At 52.2% G+C, this 15756-nt stretch carries 10 protein-coding genes; 2 read left to right on the top strand and 8 right to left on the bottom strand.

Annotation, left to right across the window (positions count from 1 at the left end):
• Positions 1-57 precede the first annotated feature (57 nt).
• Positions 58-900 carry a DegV family protein gene (locus E2980_RS07225; RefSeq protein ID WP_135151473.1) on the bottom strand — a complete coding sequence of 281 codons (843 nt, stop codon included), beginning with the start codon at positions 898-900 and terminating at the stop codon, positions 58-60.
• A 344-nt stretch (positions 901-1244) separates the two neighbouring features.
• Between E2980_RS07225 and E2980_RS07230 the strand changes: the two genes are divergently transcribed.
• The gene (locus E2980_RS07230; protein WP_167747021.1) at positions 1245-1964 is read left to right on the top strand and encodes a metallophosphoesterase; all 720 of its coding nucleotides are present in this window, start codon (positions 1245-1247) and stop codon (positions 1962-1964) included.
• A gap of 12 nt (positions 1965-1976) precedes the next feature.
• On the opposite strand, the gene E2980_RS07235 is transcribed toward E2980_RS07230, so the two are convergent.
• Together E2980_RS07235 and E2980_RS07240 are read right to left on the bottom strand one after the other, a co-directional pair.
• Positions 1977-2696 carry a TerC family protein gene (locus E2980_RS07235; protein WP_135151475.1) on the bottom strand — a complete coding sequence of 240 codons (720 nt, stop codon included), beginning with the start codon at positions 2694-2696 and terminating at the stop codon, positions 1977-1979.
• Positions 2697-2907: 211 nt separating this feature from the next.
• Entirely contained in the window at positions 2908-6261 is a 3354-nt protein-coding gene (locus E2980_RS07240) for a DUF5107 domain-containing protein (protein ID WP_420808624.1), read from the bottom strand.
• Between the two features lie 120 nt (positions 6262-6381).
• On the opposite strand from E2980_RS07240, the gene E2980_RS07245 reads away from it, so the two are divergent.
• Positions 6382-7269 (top strand): helix-turn-helix domain-containing protein, encoded by an 888-nt coding sequence (locus E2980_RS07245; RefSeq protein WP_135151476.1) that lies wholly within the window; start codon positions 6382-6384, stop codon positions 7267-7269.
• An 18-nt stretch (positions 7270-7287) separates the two neighbouring features.
• Here the strand turns inward: E2980_RS07245 and E2980_RS07250 are convergent, their stop codons facing one another.
• From E2980_RS07250 to E2980_RS07270, 5 genes are all read right to left on the bottom strand, one after another.
• Positions 7288-10356 carry a discoidin domain-containing protein gene (locus E2980_RS07250; protein WP_135151477.1) on the bottom strand — a complete coding sequence of 1023 codons (3069 nt, stop codon included), beginning with the start codon at positions 10354-10356 and terminating at the stop codon, positions 7288-7290.
• A gap of 110 nt (positions 10357-10466) precedes the next feature.
• The gene (locus E2980_RS07255; protein WP_135151478.1) at positions 10467-12584 is read right to left on the bottom strand and encodes an alpha-galactosidase; all 2118 of its coding nucleotides are present in this window, start codon (positions 12582-12584) and stop codon (positions 10467-10469) included.
• 22 nt (positions 12585-12606) lie between these two features.
• Positions 12607-13425: a carbohydrate ABC transporter permease gene (locus E2980_RS07260; protein ID WP_240702920.1), complete on the bottom strand. Its 819-nt coding sequence runs from the start codon at positions 13423-13425 to the stop codon at positions 12607-12609.
• Positions 13422-14300 carry a carbohydrate ABC transporter permease gene (locus E2980_RS07265; protein WP_135151480.1) on the bottom strand — a complete coding sequence of 293 codons (879 nt, stop codon included), beginning with the start codon at positions 14298-14300 and terminating at the stop codon, positions 13422-13424. Before E2980_RS07265 ends, E2980_RS07260 begins: the two co-directional genes overlap by 4 nt.
• A gap of 70 nt (positions 14301-14370) precedes the next feature.
• Positions 14371-15717 (bottom strand): ABC transporter substrate-binding protein, encoded by a 1347-nt coding sequence (locus tag E2980_RS07270; RefSeq protein WP_135151481.1) that lies wholly within the window; start codon positions 15715-15717, stop codon positions 14371-14373.
• Between the last annotated feature and the right edge of the window lie 39 nt (positions 15718-15756).

The raw sequence follows: 15756 nt of genomic DNA on the forward strand, positions 1-15756 counted from the left end.
AAAAAAAAGAGCCTGCAATTAGATTGCAAACTCCATAATAAGTAACAGATCCCTTTGTTATTCGAAATAATAGGTTAACCCGATTGCGCCAACGCCCGTATGTGTGCTGATGACAGGCGTCGTGTCTTCAATGCTAATCTTATCGTAACCTGTGATGTCGATAATGGCCTCCTTCAGCTTGGAAGCAAGTTCGTACCCGGCGGCATGGATAAGGCCAACGCCTTTGATCGCTTTCCCCTTCACGTCTTCGGCGAATTGCTTCGCCAGAAACTCTACGACATGCGCCCGGCTTCGGACCTTCGCGATCGGCGTATACTCCCCGCCTTCGAGTGAAGCGATAATCTTAATCTTCAAGAGCGAGCCTATCCACGCTTTCCCTTTGCCGATTCTACCGCCTTTAACTAGGTTATCCAGCGTGTCGACGACCACGAATAACCGGGTTTGCAGACGGATCTCGTCCAGCCTGACGAGGATTTCCGCAATGCTCTTGCCTTGCTCCGCCATGGATGCCGCTTCTAACACTTGAAAACCAAGCGCCTTCGTAATATAGCGGGAATCCACCACTGTTACTCTGGTATCGGTCATCTCCGCGGCCATCTGGGCAGAACGGACCGTACCGCTCATCTCGCCGGTCATGTGAATGGAAAGCACTTCGCTGCCATCGTTGCCGAGCCGATCGTATACTTCAAGGAAAGCTCCCGCCGGGGGTTGAGAACTCTTCGGAAGCTCCTTGGACTGTTGCATCTTGCTGATGAATTCGGCAGGCGAAATGTCAACGCGATCCAAGTATGACTTATTGTCTATGCTTATAGATAATGGGACGACCTCTATGCCGTATTGTCGGATGATTTCATCCGACAGGTCGATGGTAGAATCCGTCACGATTTTGATTTTATTCACGGGTTATCCTGCTTTCGCCTGATGTAATGGAGACGTTATGCCCAAGGACTATCCCTGTAGTCTATCATTCTGCACTAATCCTTTTCAACTCTGTGCGTATTTATCCGTATGCAGCGTTAAGTTATCGTAATCCATCGCTCAGCGCACCTCGCTTTTCTTTCCCCGCGTCGCCGTGGTAAGGTAATGGGAGGAAAAGGGGGATCCGTATGTTTATGTACTTTTGTATAAGTATCGCTTTGATAATTATATCCATATCCATTTATGCGACAATCATAGAGCCCAGAAGATTAACCATTACTCGGCACAGGATTTATTCGGGACATCTTCCCGAAGGCTTTGATGGAATGACCATTGTTCAGTTCAGCGACATACATCTCGGACCCCATTTTTCCCTTTCGCAGCTTGATCAACTCGCTTCCACCCTTAACTCGCTGAATCCGGACATCGTCGTATTTACCGGAGACTTGTTCGATGCGCGGCGCAAGAGTAACTTCACGAATTACGATCCGACACCCGCGCTGTCGCGTATCCAAGCCCCGCTCGGCAAATACGCCATATACGGCAATCACGACTTCGGTCACACTCGGATGAATCGGTGCACGGGGACTTTTCTTCAGAAAGCTGGCTTTGCAGTGCTCCTCAACGAGAGCAAGAGAATTATGCTTCCCAGCGGCGAGTATATCACCGTTGCGGGACTCGACGATTTCAATTGCGGCAGCCCGGACATGGCATCCGCCTTCGCCAAACTGAGCGATGATGGGTTTAATCTGCTCCTCGCGCATGAACCGGATATCGCGGATAGACTACCGCGCTATCCAATCGATCTACAGCTATCCGGGCACAGCCATGGCGGTCAGGTTTCTTTGCCTATTGTAGGGGCGCTTATCAAATCCTCCCTGGGCCGTAAATATATCGGAGGGCTGTATCGGGTTCATAAAAAGCTGCGCGCCGAGCGGCCTTATCTGCTTTACACCAATCGCGGTATCGGCACGACCCGGATCAAGGTACGCTTCGGCAGCAAACCCGAAGTATCCGTGTTCACTTTGCTAACGAAAAAGGGATAGCAGCCACCGCCGCTATCCCTTAGTTCTACGCGTAAGCGATACTTCTTCGCTAATTGCAACCTTCTCGTGATAGTCCGCCCCTATTTTACGCCACGCAAAAGCACTGAACAACACGAGAATCGCCGTCGCAACCGGGAGCCAGCCATATTCCCAAGCCCCTAAACTAGGCAGGCGCGCCTTCACGACTTGAACGCCGGCCAACATCTCGCCCGCCGTATATCCCAGAATGGCCGAGCCGATCCACACCACCGCCGGAAAACGGTTCAACACCTTCAGAATGAGCTGGCTGCCCCAGATAATCAAAGGTATGCTGAGCGCGATCCCCGTCGTCATAAGCCAAATATTATTCTTCGCTATGGAAGCGATCGCGAGAACGTTGTCCAAGCTCATGACTAAGTCCGACACGAGAATGATCCCTATCGCCTTACCGAGAGAAGAGACGCTTTGCACCTCTTTGGAACCCCCATCTTCCATAACTAGCTGGATCGCGATATATAGAAGCAGCAGTGCCCCGATGATTTGAACGGCCGGGATATCCAGCAAGGCAATCGCGGCTACGGAAAGGATGATCCTAAGCCCGACCGCTCCGATGGCTCCCATCCAGATTGCCCGGCTTCTAAGGTGCTCCGGCAGGTTCCGGCTTGCCATGGCGATAACGACCGCATTGTCGCCGCTTAGCACGATATTGATCAACAAGATTTCCAATAACAAAAACAAACTATCAACCGTCATCCGATTCGCCTCTTTATCTCTGGGGATTTGGATTATATGAAGCTTCATAATCCTGAACGTATGTAGTATAACCATATCGTTCGCGTGGAAACCCCGGCTCTATCGGTTCACGAGAACCCAAATTTGCGTATTTTCAACTCCATCCAACAACGATTAGCTTGGTTTCAGTCTCACGTTAACGGAATTGCCGAGGCGGGCATTCCGTTCCGTTCTATTCGCACAATCTCCGGTGAATGCCCGCCCCTTGATGGTTAGGATCCATGGTGATCACCGAATCGAATTGCGCTTTTGCTTCCTCGAAGCACCGTTTTCCGATGAGCCCGAGTCCCATCATGTACCGACAGTGAATCTCGTTGCGTCTGTTCAGATCGTCTTCGAATACGAGAAAATCCGGCAGCGAAACGGCGAAGTAATCGAATTTGATCTCGTCCCGCAAATGCTTCTCCGCATAATCGATCAGCTTGTTGAAGCGACGGCTTGCTTCCTTTTCATTGCCGAGCTTGTGCCAGGCCAGCCCTTGGTAGAAAATCATATCCGGCGGCTGGTCGTTGTAATACATCGCGCTAGCCGGTTCCTCAAGGCCTTTCGAGGCAACCAGGAAATTCTCCCTAGCCTGTTCTTGATCGTTAAGCCCTTCGAAAGCGCAGCCAAGGTAATAATAAACGTGATTCTCTTGCGCTCCCGCCAGCTTACCCTCTCCCAAGTTTTCCGGATAGACAAGCGCCTCCTGCAGATGTTCAATCGCTTGCTCGAAACGTCCGGCATCCAGCTCCAGCTTCGCTTGCTCGACTCGGGATAACACGTGCTGCCCCGTCACTTTGCCTTCTCCGCCCTCCCATGGATGGAACCTTCTTGCGGACAGCGCAAGCATGGCCTCCTCATGACGTCCCAGAGCATTAATCAGAGTAACGTATTCGAGGTACAGATCGTCCCGCTTCTCGACGAGCGCTTTGCGCTTTTCCAAGTGGCCGAAGCGTTTGCCGGCGTCGTATCCGAGCTTCTTGTAAAGCTGATCAAGCTCGTAGAACACGCGGGCGTCTTCCGTCCGAAGGGCGTACGCTTTCTCTAACGATACGAGCGCCTTCGCCGAATCGCCGAGTTTATTGAAATACGCGAGCGCGAGGTTCCGATGGACGGTCGCAAAATCGACGTTGATAGACGCGGATTTCTCCCAGTGGGCGATCGCATCCCGGTGTCTCTTCTTATCATATAGGAGGTTGCCCAAGTAATAATGGGCTTTGTCGTCGTGATCGTCGGCTTTGATTGCGCTTTGCAGCACGACTAGCTCGAACAGGCTGTTCGGAAAACAATAATCCGGCGAGGCGGCGTTGCCAGCGCGACGGTATGCGGCGGCCGACTCGGAATTCCCTGCCAGCTCGTAAAGATAGCCGAGCGTATAGTGGAGCATCGGATAGGCATCCGCGCTCGCATCGGGAACGATTCCGAGTACGGATATCGCTTCCTCGTACAATCCGCTTCCCGCATAGTCCGAAGCCAGATTCAAGTAATTGTGGGGATCCCCGCGCATGAGACGAGCCAGCTCCTTAAGAGCATCGTCCGCTCCGGCTTGGTCTCCTAGCGCCTGCAACCCCAAGCCGCGTTCGTTGGCCGATCCGAAATCGGCGATATCGAGCGCGAGCGTTTCCTCGGCGAATGCCTTTGCGTCCGCGGAATTACCCAGCTTGCGCAGCAAGGCCGCCTTAAGGTGACGCGCCTTGTAATTGCGCGAGTTCCGCACGAGAGACCGTTCGACCAAATCCAGCGCTTCCGCGAAAGAGCCTTTCTCGCAAGCTATCTGGGCAAGCGAGAAGAAACCCGCATCCTGCCAAGCCGCCGACCAGGTCGATTTGTACAAAACGTCGAAAGCTTCCTCGGCGCGGCCTTGAAGTTTAAGCGCGAGGCCGAGTTGGTAGAGCGCCTCGCTGTCATAAGGATTCGGATTGCGCCAAGTGAGCGACTTCAGGGCCGTCCGGAAATGAGCCCCCGATTCGGCGAACAAGCCACGGCGAAGCAGCAACGTCCCGTAAGCGACATTGATGCGGATATCTCCGGAATCCCGCTTCAGGCCTTCCAAATAATAAGTCTCCGGTTCGAACGTAGCGTGACGGTATTGCTCAAGGTGCAAGCCAGCCAAATATAATTGCTCGTTGGTGCGAAGCTCCTGCGGCTCGGGAAGCGGCTTTGCAGCATCTGGCACCTCTTCGAGAGAAGGTTTCGCCGGCCTATAAGAAACCAGCAACCGTCCGCCAGCGTCCCTAACGCTTAATACAAGGTCATGGGCCAGATCGCCTTCATCCAACGTAACGACGGATTTAAAGGTCGTTTCGGGAGATAAATCGGCCGCTTCTTTCAAGTAAGAGCGACTGCGCCCTTTCAACTCGACGATCGCACTGGGGAACAACGATGTCGTATAGGCAAGCACAGACGCTTGGCGGTTCTTCTCGTCGATCTCGAGGTTAATCGCCGCATCGATCGTGGCGTTCTTGACGATGCCGATTTCTTTGTAAGGCATGAAATATTGTTTGAACGACTTCTCTTCGTACGGCTGCAGCCATGCGAAATCCGGTTGGTTGTCGGTGTACACGCCGGTCATCAGCTCGATATATGGACCGTCTTCATCCGTTAGATTGCGATCCCATGCTTGGCCGAATTCCCCGTTCCCCCAAGTCCATTGCTTCTTGCCGGGCGATACGTGATGATTCGCCACGTGAAGCAGGCCCGCTTGAACGCCATGATCGTAACCTCCGACGAAATTGTAATCCGATTTGTAGGCCATGTACGAGGTCGGTACCGGAATGTTCCGGTAACGCGAAATATCTACTCCGGCAGAGTAATCCATCTTATAATAAGTGCCCGTCGCGATCGGGAACCTCGAGACGTCTCGTTTGCCGTGGTCGAACACGGCGTTGACGTCCGGCGGGAACACCGATTGCGTGTGGTCGTTAACGGCTACGGCCGGATTCGCCCACCAGAGGAACGTCTGCGGCTCGGCTGTACGGTTATAGAGCTGCGCCGAGATTTCCAAGTACGCTTTGCCCGGATGGAGCGTGAAGCCTGCGGTGACCTTCGTACCGTACATCCGGTCGATCTCGCTCACCCACACGGTCGCGCTGCCGTCTTCGTTGTCCGACAACCGATATTCGACCGGACCATAAGTGTTCGGCCGATGATGCTGGGGCCAGTTGAACTCGATACCCCCGGATATCCAAGGTCCCGCGAGCCCGACGAGAGCCGGCTTGATGACGCGATTATAATAGACGAAATCGTAATCGTTCGTCTTGTCGAGCGCGCGGTAAATTCTACCGCCAAGTTCTGGCATAATCTCGATTCGTACGTACTCATTCTCAAGAATGGCCATCCGGTAAGTTTGCGGCTTCTTCTCGTTCTCGATCTTGTCGATGACTGGATGCGGATACACGCTTCCCGAGCTTCCTTGGTACACGCGTTTCTCCAAGAACATCGGATTTCGATCTGCTTCCCCGACCGCGTAAGTCGGGATCGATACGTCCTCTTCCCATAAGCGGACGGCTGCGTTCGTGCCTTCTTGCGGTTGTGCCAATGTCAACGTAATTCCCCCCTCGGCTTAATCAACTGCTTAACTTAACTTTACTTCTTGCTCAGGGTATCGCCAATTAACGGAATTCGGTTTATGATGGACTATATTCGGATTAGTGGAGGTCATGAGATGGATAACATCCTTAAACCGGAAGGATTCGAGGAGGAAAAGCTGTTCGTGCTCCCCCCGCACATGGCGGCCGAACTATCCCGATTTCCGCTAACCCGAGACTTATACGTAAGCGACATCGGGTTCTTCCCCCGCGCGCGACATCACTACCGCGAGAGGAAGGAAGGCTGTGAATCTCATATCTTCATCTATTGCAGCGACGGAGAAGGTTGGGTCGAATCGGAAGGTACTCTTTCGATCTTGCGCGAACGACAGCTAGCCGTCATTCCCGCAGGCGTTCCGCACCGATATGGCGCTTCGACGGCTGCACCATGGAGCATCTATTGGTTTCATCTGCAAGGAGAACAGGTGTTGGATTATATTCGGTTATACAATTTGGATTCCGGTCCTCTTTCCCTTCCCGCCGGAGCTTATGGGGAGATGGTTGAAGGATTCGACAAATGTTACGGGCTCCTATCCGACAAGCCCTACTCCCTGCCCGTGCAAGTGCTCGTCTCGAGAACGATCGGACAGATGCTCGGAACCATCGGGCTGAGGGCGGGAGGATCGGCCATCGACCGCAAGAGAGAGCAAGATCTCGAGCGCGCCATTCGGTATATGAACGAGCGGTTAACGAGCGCCATTAAGCTCTCCGATGTCGCGACGTACGCCGGCTTATCCAAGCAGCATCTGATCTATTTATTTAACCAGGAGACGGGAATGCCGCCTATTGAATATTTTCTAAGGTTGAAAATGCAAAAAGCCGGCCAGCTGCTTAGCCTGACCGGCATGACGGTGAAGGAAATCGCCGCTTACGTCGGCAATCCCGATCCCTATTACTTCTCTCGCCTGTTCAAGAAAATCATGGGCATGTCGCCTACGGAATACCGTAATGTTCCCAAAGGATAGCCAAACCGCGAATATCGTTTACTTATAGATCGTAAAGATCAAATCCCGATTTCCACTGCTTTCTGTTGACCAAGAGGTTCCGCCATTCGTCGACAGCCGCTCGAATCCTCCGGCATACGGATTGCTGTCGCTGTAGCCGAAGCCATATTTATTGTTGGTCGAGCTATCGTCGACCGTTAACGGCGATCGGAAGATCAGACCGTATTTTTTCGTCGTATCCAGCCCCGTCAGTCGCGGATAGATGGAATAAGGCGTAGCCGAGCCCGGGACATTGCTCGGATGAAGCGCGGCGCTGAATAGCTTCTGGGTCGGAAAGTTGCTCGCATCCAGCAGTACGATATCGAGATAGAGATTATCTTCAGGCTCTTTATTGACGTAACTCTCGTACAGATAAACATCCATCTTAGGCAAGCTGGGCTGCGTTAAAGTAAACGTCTGCATGCGCTGCACTTGGGCGCGAATATCCGAGTATACGGAGTACGCCGATTCGCTATCGTCCTGATCGACGATGTAACCCGTGATGCCGGTAATGTGATAGGCTTCGATTTCGTTAATCGAAGGGATGAACCTGGCTTTGGGAATATTCAACCGAATCTTGGACGTGCTTACCGTAGGGAAATTAAATACTCTACGATCGCCTAGCGTATAGCCCTTAGTCAAGTTCACATAACTTGACCCGTTCCAATATTGAAGCGCATACGTCTCGACCTGGAAATTCTGGTTGCCGTAATTATATTCATACACGACGACCTGGTTCACATTAGCGGCAGACCCGAAGTCGACTTCTATCCATTGGTTGTTGGACGTGCCGTTTTCTGCGCTCCATCTCGTGGACTGGCTGCCGTCCGTAACCTTGGAAGCCTCGTGTCCCGCCCAGCCAGACCAAGTAGAGGAGGCGATTGCCGTTTTGCCTGCGGCTAAATTCGTTGGCGGGTTCGGCAAGGACGAAGAGTTCGTCGATACGCGAACGATAATCGATTCGCCTGGCTTTAACGTCCTCGAATAACTGCCCGTATACGCGCCCAGCTTCGTCTGGCTGTACAGCTCGGTCAACGTATAAGACGTGCTCGGACTCAAGCCCAAATCCGCGAAAGAAACGGTTGCGGACGAAGAGTTGTTCATATCCCAGTTGGACAGCCCGACTACCTTGTCCCCGTTCGTATCCGTCAAGTAGACGGCTGTCGGAGAATGCTCCAGCTTGTGATAGAAATTCGTCATCGAGACCGGTTTGGCGGCTTGCCCGGATTTGACTAAATCCATTAAATCTTCATTGAACAAAATACTCATCCGATCCTCGGATATGAAGGGTACGTTATCTCCGACAAGCCAGTGACCTCCTCCGAGAATTATGGCCGTCGAAAGAAGCGTGTGTTCGTTCAAGGTCATCTTGTTGAATCCTGCGATCATGTTTTCCGGAAGCGCCATGTCCACGTCGTTGTATTCGTACAACGTCCCGTTCGTCCACCAGGAAGCAGCCGCATTAAGCGACTGGCGTTCAATGCCGGGGTAGGATTCCAGTCCGATCGTCGTATCAACGCCCGATCTTCGTCCGTGAGCATAACCGGACGGCAGAAGCGGAGCGATCGACTCATTGATATAAATATCTTGCGGCGCGGCAAGCAGCGTATCTCTCATGACCTGCATTCCGATACGGTAAGCTTGCATGCCGTTTTTGGTTGAATCGTAGAAGCTTCCTTCAAACATTCCGAAGTCGATAAAATCCAGCTTGACGTAGTCGAATCCGGGATTTACATGATAAGTCTGCATGACCCATTCCAGATACGCCTGTCCGCCAGGATGGGTAGCATCGACGATGTAGGTGTCGAGATACGACTTGATGCGGTTTCCGCCCGCGTCCTTGAGCGCGATGTCCCCGAACGTATAGGCGGTTCCCGGTACCGTATCCGTCAGAGGATCCCAGATGGCGAACGGAGCGGAGTACGCCCCCGCCTTCATTCCCTTGCTATGCACATAATCGACGTAGTCATTCAGATTTTGAACCGGAGTTTGCCCCGCCACGCCTTGATAGCAGCAATCCAGATTCATGTAGTTGTAGCCCAGCGATTTCAAGTTGTCCTCGAAATAATCCGTCATCGGATACATCGCATCCGCAGTCGGTTTGGCATAAAAGGAATAATAGGTATTGTATCCGATCGGAACTTCGCCGTTCCAGGCTAATTTAGGCTCGCCAACGGTATAGGCGTTACCGAAGGTTTCTAGACCTATGCGGTAGTCGGTGAAGTAGCCCAGGAAAAACTTGTCGGAGGAGACGGAAGTGCCGCTCTTCTTCCCTCCGGCGTTATAGACGGAAAATCCGGTCAGCGGACCATTCGCCGAACTCGCCTGCTGAAGATACTGCATGCTCTTCCACGTTTGCGTCGTCGCCGCACCGGCTACGATGCCGTGCTTGTTCGCGTTATCGAATACGGATGCGACCCAGTAACTGGTACCGTTGAATGCACTCCAAGTATCCGAGACTCCAAATGGTTTGTCGTAGCCGTTCTGGCTATTGCCGAAGTCGTTGACGGGCGCGACGCCAAAGTCATAATTGTTCGTATACGGCGAAGTATAGATGCGCTTGTCGGACCCGCTGCCGATATCCAAATTATTAGCCGCTATAGGCTCCAGGAAATTGATCGTCTGAGAGGTTCCATTCGATACCGTCATATCGGCAATAATATAAGACTGATTCTCGTACATCGCAATTCGCAATACGATGGTGGAACCGGATGCGAGCGAATTGGTGATGGTGAGCATCTTGCCGTTTGTTCCGTATCCATCGGTGCCGATCGTCGTCCAGCTCGCCGAGCGCGTGGCCGGATCCGAGGACCTGTAGCGGGTTGAGGTGCCATTCAAGGCATAATCGGAATTAAAGTTCGCAATGAGCGTCGTGCTGCCTTCCTTGAAATTCCCTGTTCCCGTCGACAAATCGTAATTCACCTTAATCACGCCGTTGGAAGCGGTTACAACATTTCCCGTTTGCGAGATGGTCACCGCGGCGGCGAATGACCTTCCCGCTCCGAACGGGAGCAACACGGACAGCAATAACGACAAAAGCAAGTATACTTTGACGCCTTTCTTTCTCACTAATAATCCCTCCGATAGGAATGAGTAAGAGCATGTCCAGCATGCTCTTCCACACCCAATATATACCAGAGAGAAATGGTCCGTAATCTAATAAATTGTGTAACTATTGTTTAGATTTTTGACAAAAGCTTCAAGCGAATCAGCTCGCTGCCGTAATCGCCCCTCAGCACGAGCGGAAGCCCTACGTTCATAAGCGTAGAGCCGCGTAGAACAGTCGACTCCCGCCCATCCCTATGAACTTCGTATACGGCTTCCTGATCAAGACCCTGCAGCACCAACCTTCTCTCTTCGGATCCGAAATGCTGCGATTGCAGGAAAGAGAAGACGACCGCCTCTTGCCGATCCTCGCTTACATATTGATAGGCTGCGACATTCGAGTTTCGGAACGATTCCAGCCTGAATAAGTCGCCTCTAAGAATCGTTGGCCGGATTTCCTTGTACAATTCCACGAAACGCTTGGCTTCCTCCATCTCGTCGTCCGGCCAGTGGCTGATATTCGCCCCGATACCCAAGCCTCCCATCATGGAGCTATGGAAGCGGTAGGACAGCGGCAGGCTTCTTCCATTGAATCCGTGCGGCGACTCCGTGACCCAGCACATCATGACCGCGGGACTGTAGGCGTAAGAGAAGCCCTCCTGGATCGTCAGTCGGTCGCGCGCGTCCGTATTGTCGCTAATCCACGCCTGGTCCGCGTATCGCAAGATCCCTAGATCGATTCTCGCTCCTCCGCCGGCGCAGGTCTCGAATTCAACGCGAGGGAATCGCGCCCTCAACTCCGCCCAAATCTCGTACAGATGTTCTACGTGCTTCAGCCATATGCCCTCTCCCGCATTCTCTTGCCGGGGGGAAATTCCGGGTTCCGTCACCGTACGGTTCATGTCCCATTTAATGAAGGAGATTTCGTATGAGGAGAGCAGCTTCGTCATAAAGTCGAGAACGAACTTCTTTACTTCGGGCAAACCCAAATTCAACAACAATTGATTGCGAAGCTGAGTGCCTACGCGTGTAGGAAATTGATAGACCCAATCAGGATGGTTACGGTAAAGCTCGCTGTCCGGATTGACCGATTCAGGCTCCACCCATAAGCCGAATTCCATTCCAAGACATTTGACCTCGTCGATCAGCTCTTGCAAGCCTCCGGGGAATTTCTCCGGATTTACCTGCCAGTCTCCTAATCCCGCGCGGTCGCTGTTTCGCTGGCCGAACCAGCCGTCGTCTACGACGAACCGTTCCACTCCGAGCTTGGCCGCTTGCTTGGCCAGCTCCTTCTGCCCTTGAACGGTAACCGCGAATTCGGTCGCTTCCCAGGAATTATAGAGTACTTTCCTGTCCTTGCCCGAAGGAAGCACGTATTTCCGTTGATACCCGTGAAGGTTCCTGCTCATTTCCCCGAATCCGGCGGACGAGAAGCCTCCGACAAAAACGGGCGATTCATAAGCTTGACCGGGAGCTATGAGGAATGAACCGTCGAAGTCGTTTACGCCTCCAACGACGCGAACGTGTCCGAAGGTCGTTTTCTCCAAGACGATCTTCCAGTTGCCGCTCCAGCCGAGCGCTCCGAACCATACCTTTCCGGAGGTCTCGTCCGCCTTTCCGTCGTCCATGGCAAACCAAGGATTGGAATGAGGGCCGGTAAACCCTCTTCTGGATTCGAGTACCTTCTTGCCTTCGGACAAGACGTTCGTCCTAAGCTGATACTCTCCCGCCCATCTGCCGGTCACATGCGTTAACCGGTAGTCCGGCAAGCGCTGAACGGTCCATACCGCGGCCATTACTTGCTCGATCCGAATCGGCTCCACTTCCTCGTTCACCACTTTGACATGCCGTTCGATCAGATCGAATTCGGGGATCGCCTTATAATGCATCTCCACCCGCAACGAATAATGCTCATCCGCGAGATGAACGATCAATTCGTTAGCGTCGAAGATTTCGTATCCCTCGTACTTTAATTTCAGATCGCGGACGCCATCCGCGAATGTCGCTTTGAGCGCAGGCTCCGCATAATTGCAGCCGCCCCAGCCCCCGTATTCCTCCGTCTCCCGGTCCACGTCCGCATCGAACGAGCTGTGGTGTTTGCCTTTCAGCAGATCGCCGCAATCTTCGGCGGCCACCGGATTTCCCCAATAGACATGCTGAACCGTACCCTTGCTATTGATGCCGAATAAATAAGAGGAATTGTCTGTGCGGATTTCGAATAAATTCGTTCTTTCCGAGTAAGAAATAGGCATGAGTGCATCTCCTTTTCAACCGCTACCCTTTTATTGCGCCGGCAGCAATCCCTTTGATGATATATTTCTGCATGAGCAGGAAGAATCCTACGATAGGAATGATTCCCATAACCGCATAAGCAAATGCCAGGTTCAGGTCGCTGCTGTATTGTCCGAAGAAGAAATACTGCTGCAGAGGAATGGTCCGGTAAAACTTGTCCTGAAGATAAAGCAAGGGCAACAAGAAATCGTTCCAAATGTAAAGAGCGTTAAGCACCAGCACGGTTGCCGTTACCGGCTTTAACAAGGGAAGGATGATCCGGATAAAAATACCCGGGGTCGAGCAGCCGTCGATTCTGGCCGCTTCTTCGATTTCCCTGGAGATGGCGCGAATAAATCCGGCATAGAACAGAACGCCCATTTGAACGCCGAAGCCGCCGTATATTAAAGCGATGCCCCAATGAGAGTTGAGCATGCTAAGCTCCTTTCCCATTTTATACAAGGGCAGCATCGTAATTTGGAAGGGCACGACAAGGCCGGCCAGAAATACGATAAATACGAAGTTATAGAAGGGCTTGTTCCTTCGGGCGATCGAATACCCCGCCAATGCGGATACAAGTACGATTAATAGAACGGAAATGACGGTTATGACGAGACTGTTCGTAATGGCCGACAAGTATTTCGATGCTTTCCAGGCTAAAGAGAAATTTTCGAAGCTCAGGCTGGACGGCAAGGCGTAGAAGGAATCGAACGTTTGCTTGGGCGTCTTGAACGCCATGAGCGCAGCTACGTAGAAGGGAAACAGAAAGACGAGTGCGATGACCGATACGATTGAAAACGTCGCTATATGGGTTTTGTTCACATTTCCACTTCCCGTCTTCTAAAGATGGAGATTTGCACGATGGTCACGAGAACGAGGATCAGGAAGAAGATCATGGAAAGCGCCGTCCCGTATCCGGCTTGGAAGTTGGCAAAGGAGCTTTTATAAATAAATGTCGAGATGACTTCCGTTGAAAAGGCGGGTCCTCCTTGCGTCGTCACGTATACCAGATCGAACACCTTTAAGGAACCCGTCAGCACCAACAGCATATTGATCGTGATGGATGGCGCGATCAACGGTAGTATGATGCGGAAGAACGATTGCCTTGCGTTCGCGCCGTCTATCTTGGCACTCTCGACAAGCTCGCTTGAGACTCCTTGCAGCCCTGCGATGTAGATGATCATCGGAGCTCCGATCCCCTGCCAGACGGCGATCAATATAAGTCCGAATAAGGCGTAATTCGGATCGCCGAGAGGGCTGGATATATCGAGGCCGAACATGCCGAATAAACTAGGAAACCCGATCGCGTAATTATATTTCCATATAAAACCCGAGAGGACGATAGAGATGACTCCCGGAAGAAAGAAGATCGTCCGGAAAGCGTTCCGGAACTTCAGATACGTATCTAGCAGCAGCGCGAGCAACAACGAAATCGCATTAACTAAGACGGTAACGATGATCGCATATTTGAACGTGTTGACTAAGACGATCCACAGATCGCTGTCGGAGAACGCCCTCACGTAATTGTCCCAACCTGTATAATGAACCGTTCTGGATAGTCCGTCCCAGCTCGTGAAGGAATACCTGGCCCCCATGACTAACGGAACGAAAACCGCGAAAATAAATAAACAAAGGCCCGGCAAGAGAAAGAGAAGATACCACATCTCGGCGCGGATTAACCGCTTTATATTTCCCATCGTTGTTTCCCTTCCTGTTCATAACGGCATAGGCTGGGCCTATGCCGTTACGTTCATTTATGCATTTGGTTTATTTGTGGTTTTTGCTTACCCAATCGTCCATCGTAGCGATGACTTCGTCTTCGGTTGCTTTGTCGAAGAACAGTTTTTGCAGGTTCTGAACGAATTGATTCGTCCAATCGATCGTTGTTTTGATATACACTTGGGAGTCGTAAACCTCGCCGCTGTCGAAATACGGCTGCAGCTCGTTAACCGCGGGAGCGATATCGGCGGATGCGCCTTTCACGTAACTAAGGGAGTTAATGTTCTTAACCCATGAATCTCCGCCCTCTTTGCTAGCCATGAACGCCACGAATTTCAGTGCCGCTTCCTTGTTCTTGGAATTGCTGCCTACGGCTAGGGATGCGTCCGGGTTGAACTCCAGTTTGTTCAAGCTCTCGTCGTTGCTGAACGGGTATGGGAAGTATCCGATTCCCGTTTCGTAGAGCTCGGGGTTTTTCTTCTGAATGTCCGCAAGCGGCCATGTGCCCATGTACATCATACCTACGTCGCCTTTAGCGAAAAGGTCGACGATTCCGTTATAGTCCACGCCCAGCTGATCTTTGTTGCCTAGATCGAAGATCTGCTTCGCATGTTGAATCATCGTTCTTGCCGCGGGGTTATCCGCGAATTTCACGGCGCCCGTCTCCAGCTTCGTGAAGAAGTCCGGCTGATTCTCGACTAACGCGGTGTTGCTCGGCAAATCGCGTCCGATCCACATTCCCAGCGTCCATCCGTCTTTCCAGCCCAACGCGAAAGGCGTTTTGCCCGCGTCTTTGATTTTCTTGCCCGCCGCGATCATGGCGTCGAACGTTCTCGGAATTTCGATGCCCAAATCGGCGAAGATTTTCTTGTTGTAGAACATCGCGATCGGCGTCGCGTTCACTGGCGAGACGTAATTTTTCCCGTCCGTCGCTTGTGCCGCAACAACACTCGGATCGAAATTTTCCAAGAAAGGCATGCCGGTCAAATCCTCAACGTATCCGCCGTCCACGAATAATTTCGTCTGGGCTCCGGCGTTCAGCGTGAATACGTCCACGACGTCTCCGCCGGCCATTTTCGTTTTGAGAAGCGTATAGTAATCGTCGTATTTAACGGGCTGAACGTCTACCGAGATATTCGGGTTCGCAGCCTCGAACTGATCCACGATTTTCTGTACTCCGTCCGTCACGTCGCTCTTGAAATGCATGAACGAAATCGTGATCGGCTTTTCTTCCGATGCCGATTCGGCAGGCGCCGCGGAACTCTCCGCCGGGCTGCTAGCCGCCGGATCGGATGATCCCGCGGAGGATTGGGAGTCGTTGTTTTTGCTGCCGCAAGCTGCCAGCAGCAAAGCCAGCAGTAACACGCATAAGCTTAGAACCATGCTCTTTTTCATTTGTTTGTATTTCCCCTCTTCATGTGTTTGATGGAGGAC

The sequence above is a fragment of the Cohnella luojiensis genome (genome assembly GCF_004564235.1).
GTDB lineage: Bacteria > Bacillota > Bacilli > Paenibacillales > Paenibacillaceae > Cohnella > Cohnella luojiensis.

Coding starts and splice junctions, on each gene's coding strand:
- E2980_RS07230 (WP_167747021.1), top strand. CDS start 1,245: ATGACCATTGTTCAGTTCAGCGACATACATCTCGGACCCCATTTTTCC.
- E2980_RS07235 (WP_135151475.1), bottom strand. CDS start 2,696: ATGACGGTTGATAGTTTGTTTTTGTTATTGGAAATCTTGTTGATCAAT.
- E2980_RS07265 (WP_135151480.1), bottom strand. CDS start 14,300: ATGGGAAATATAAAGCGGTTAATCCGCGCCGAGATGTGGTATCTTCTC.
- E2980_RS07270 (WP_135151481.1), bottom strand. CDS start 15,717: ATGAAAAAGAGCATGGTTCTAAGCTTATGCGTGTTACTGCTGGCTTTG.
- E2980_RS07255 (WP_135151478.1), bottom strand. CDS start 12,584: ATGCCTATTTCTTACTCGGAAAGAACGAATTTATTCGAAATCCGCACA.
- E2980_RS07245 (WP_135151476.1), top strand. CDS start 6,382: ATGGATAACATCCTTAAACCGGAAGGATTCGAGGAGGAAAAGCTGTTC.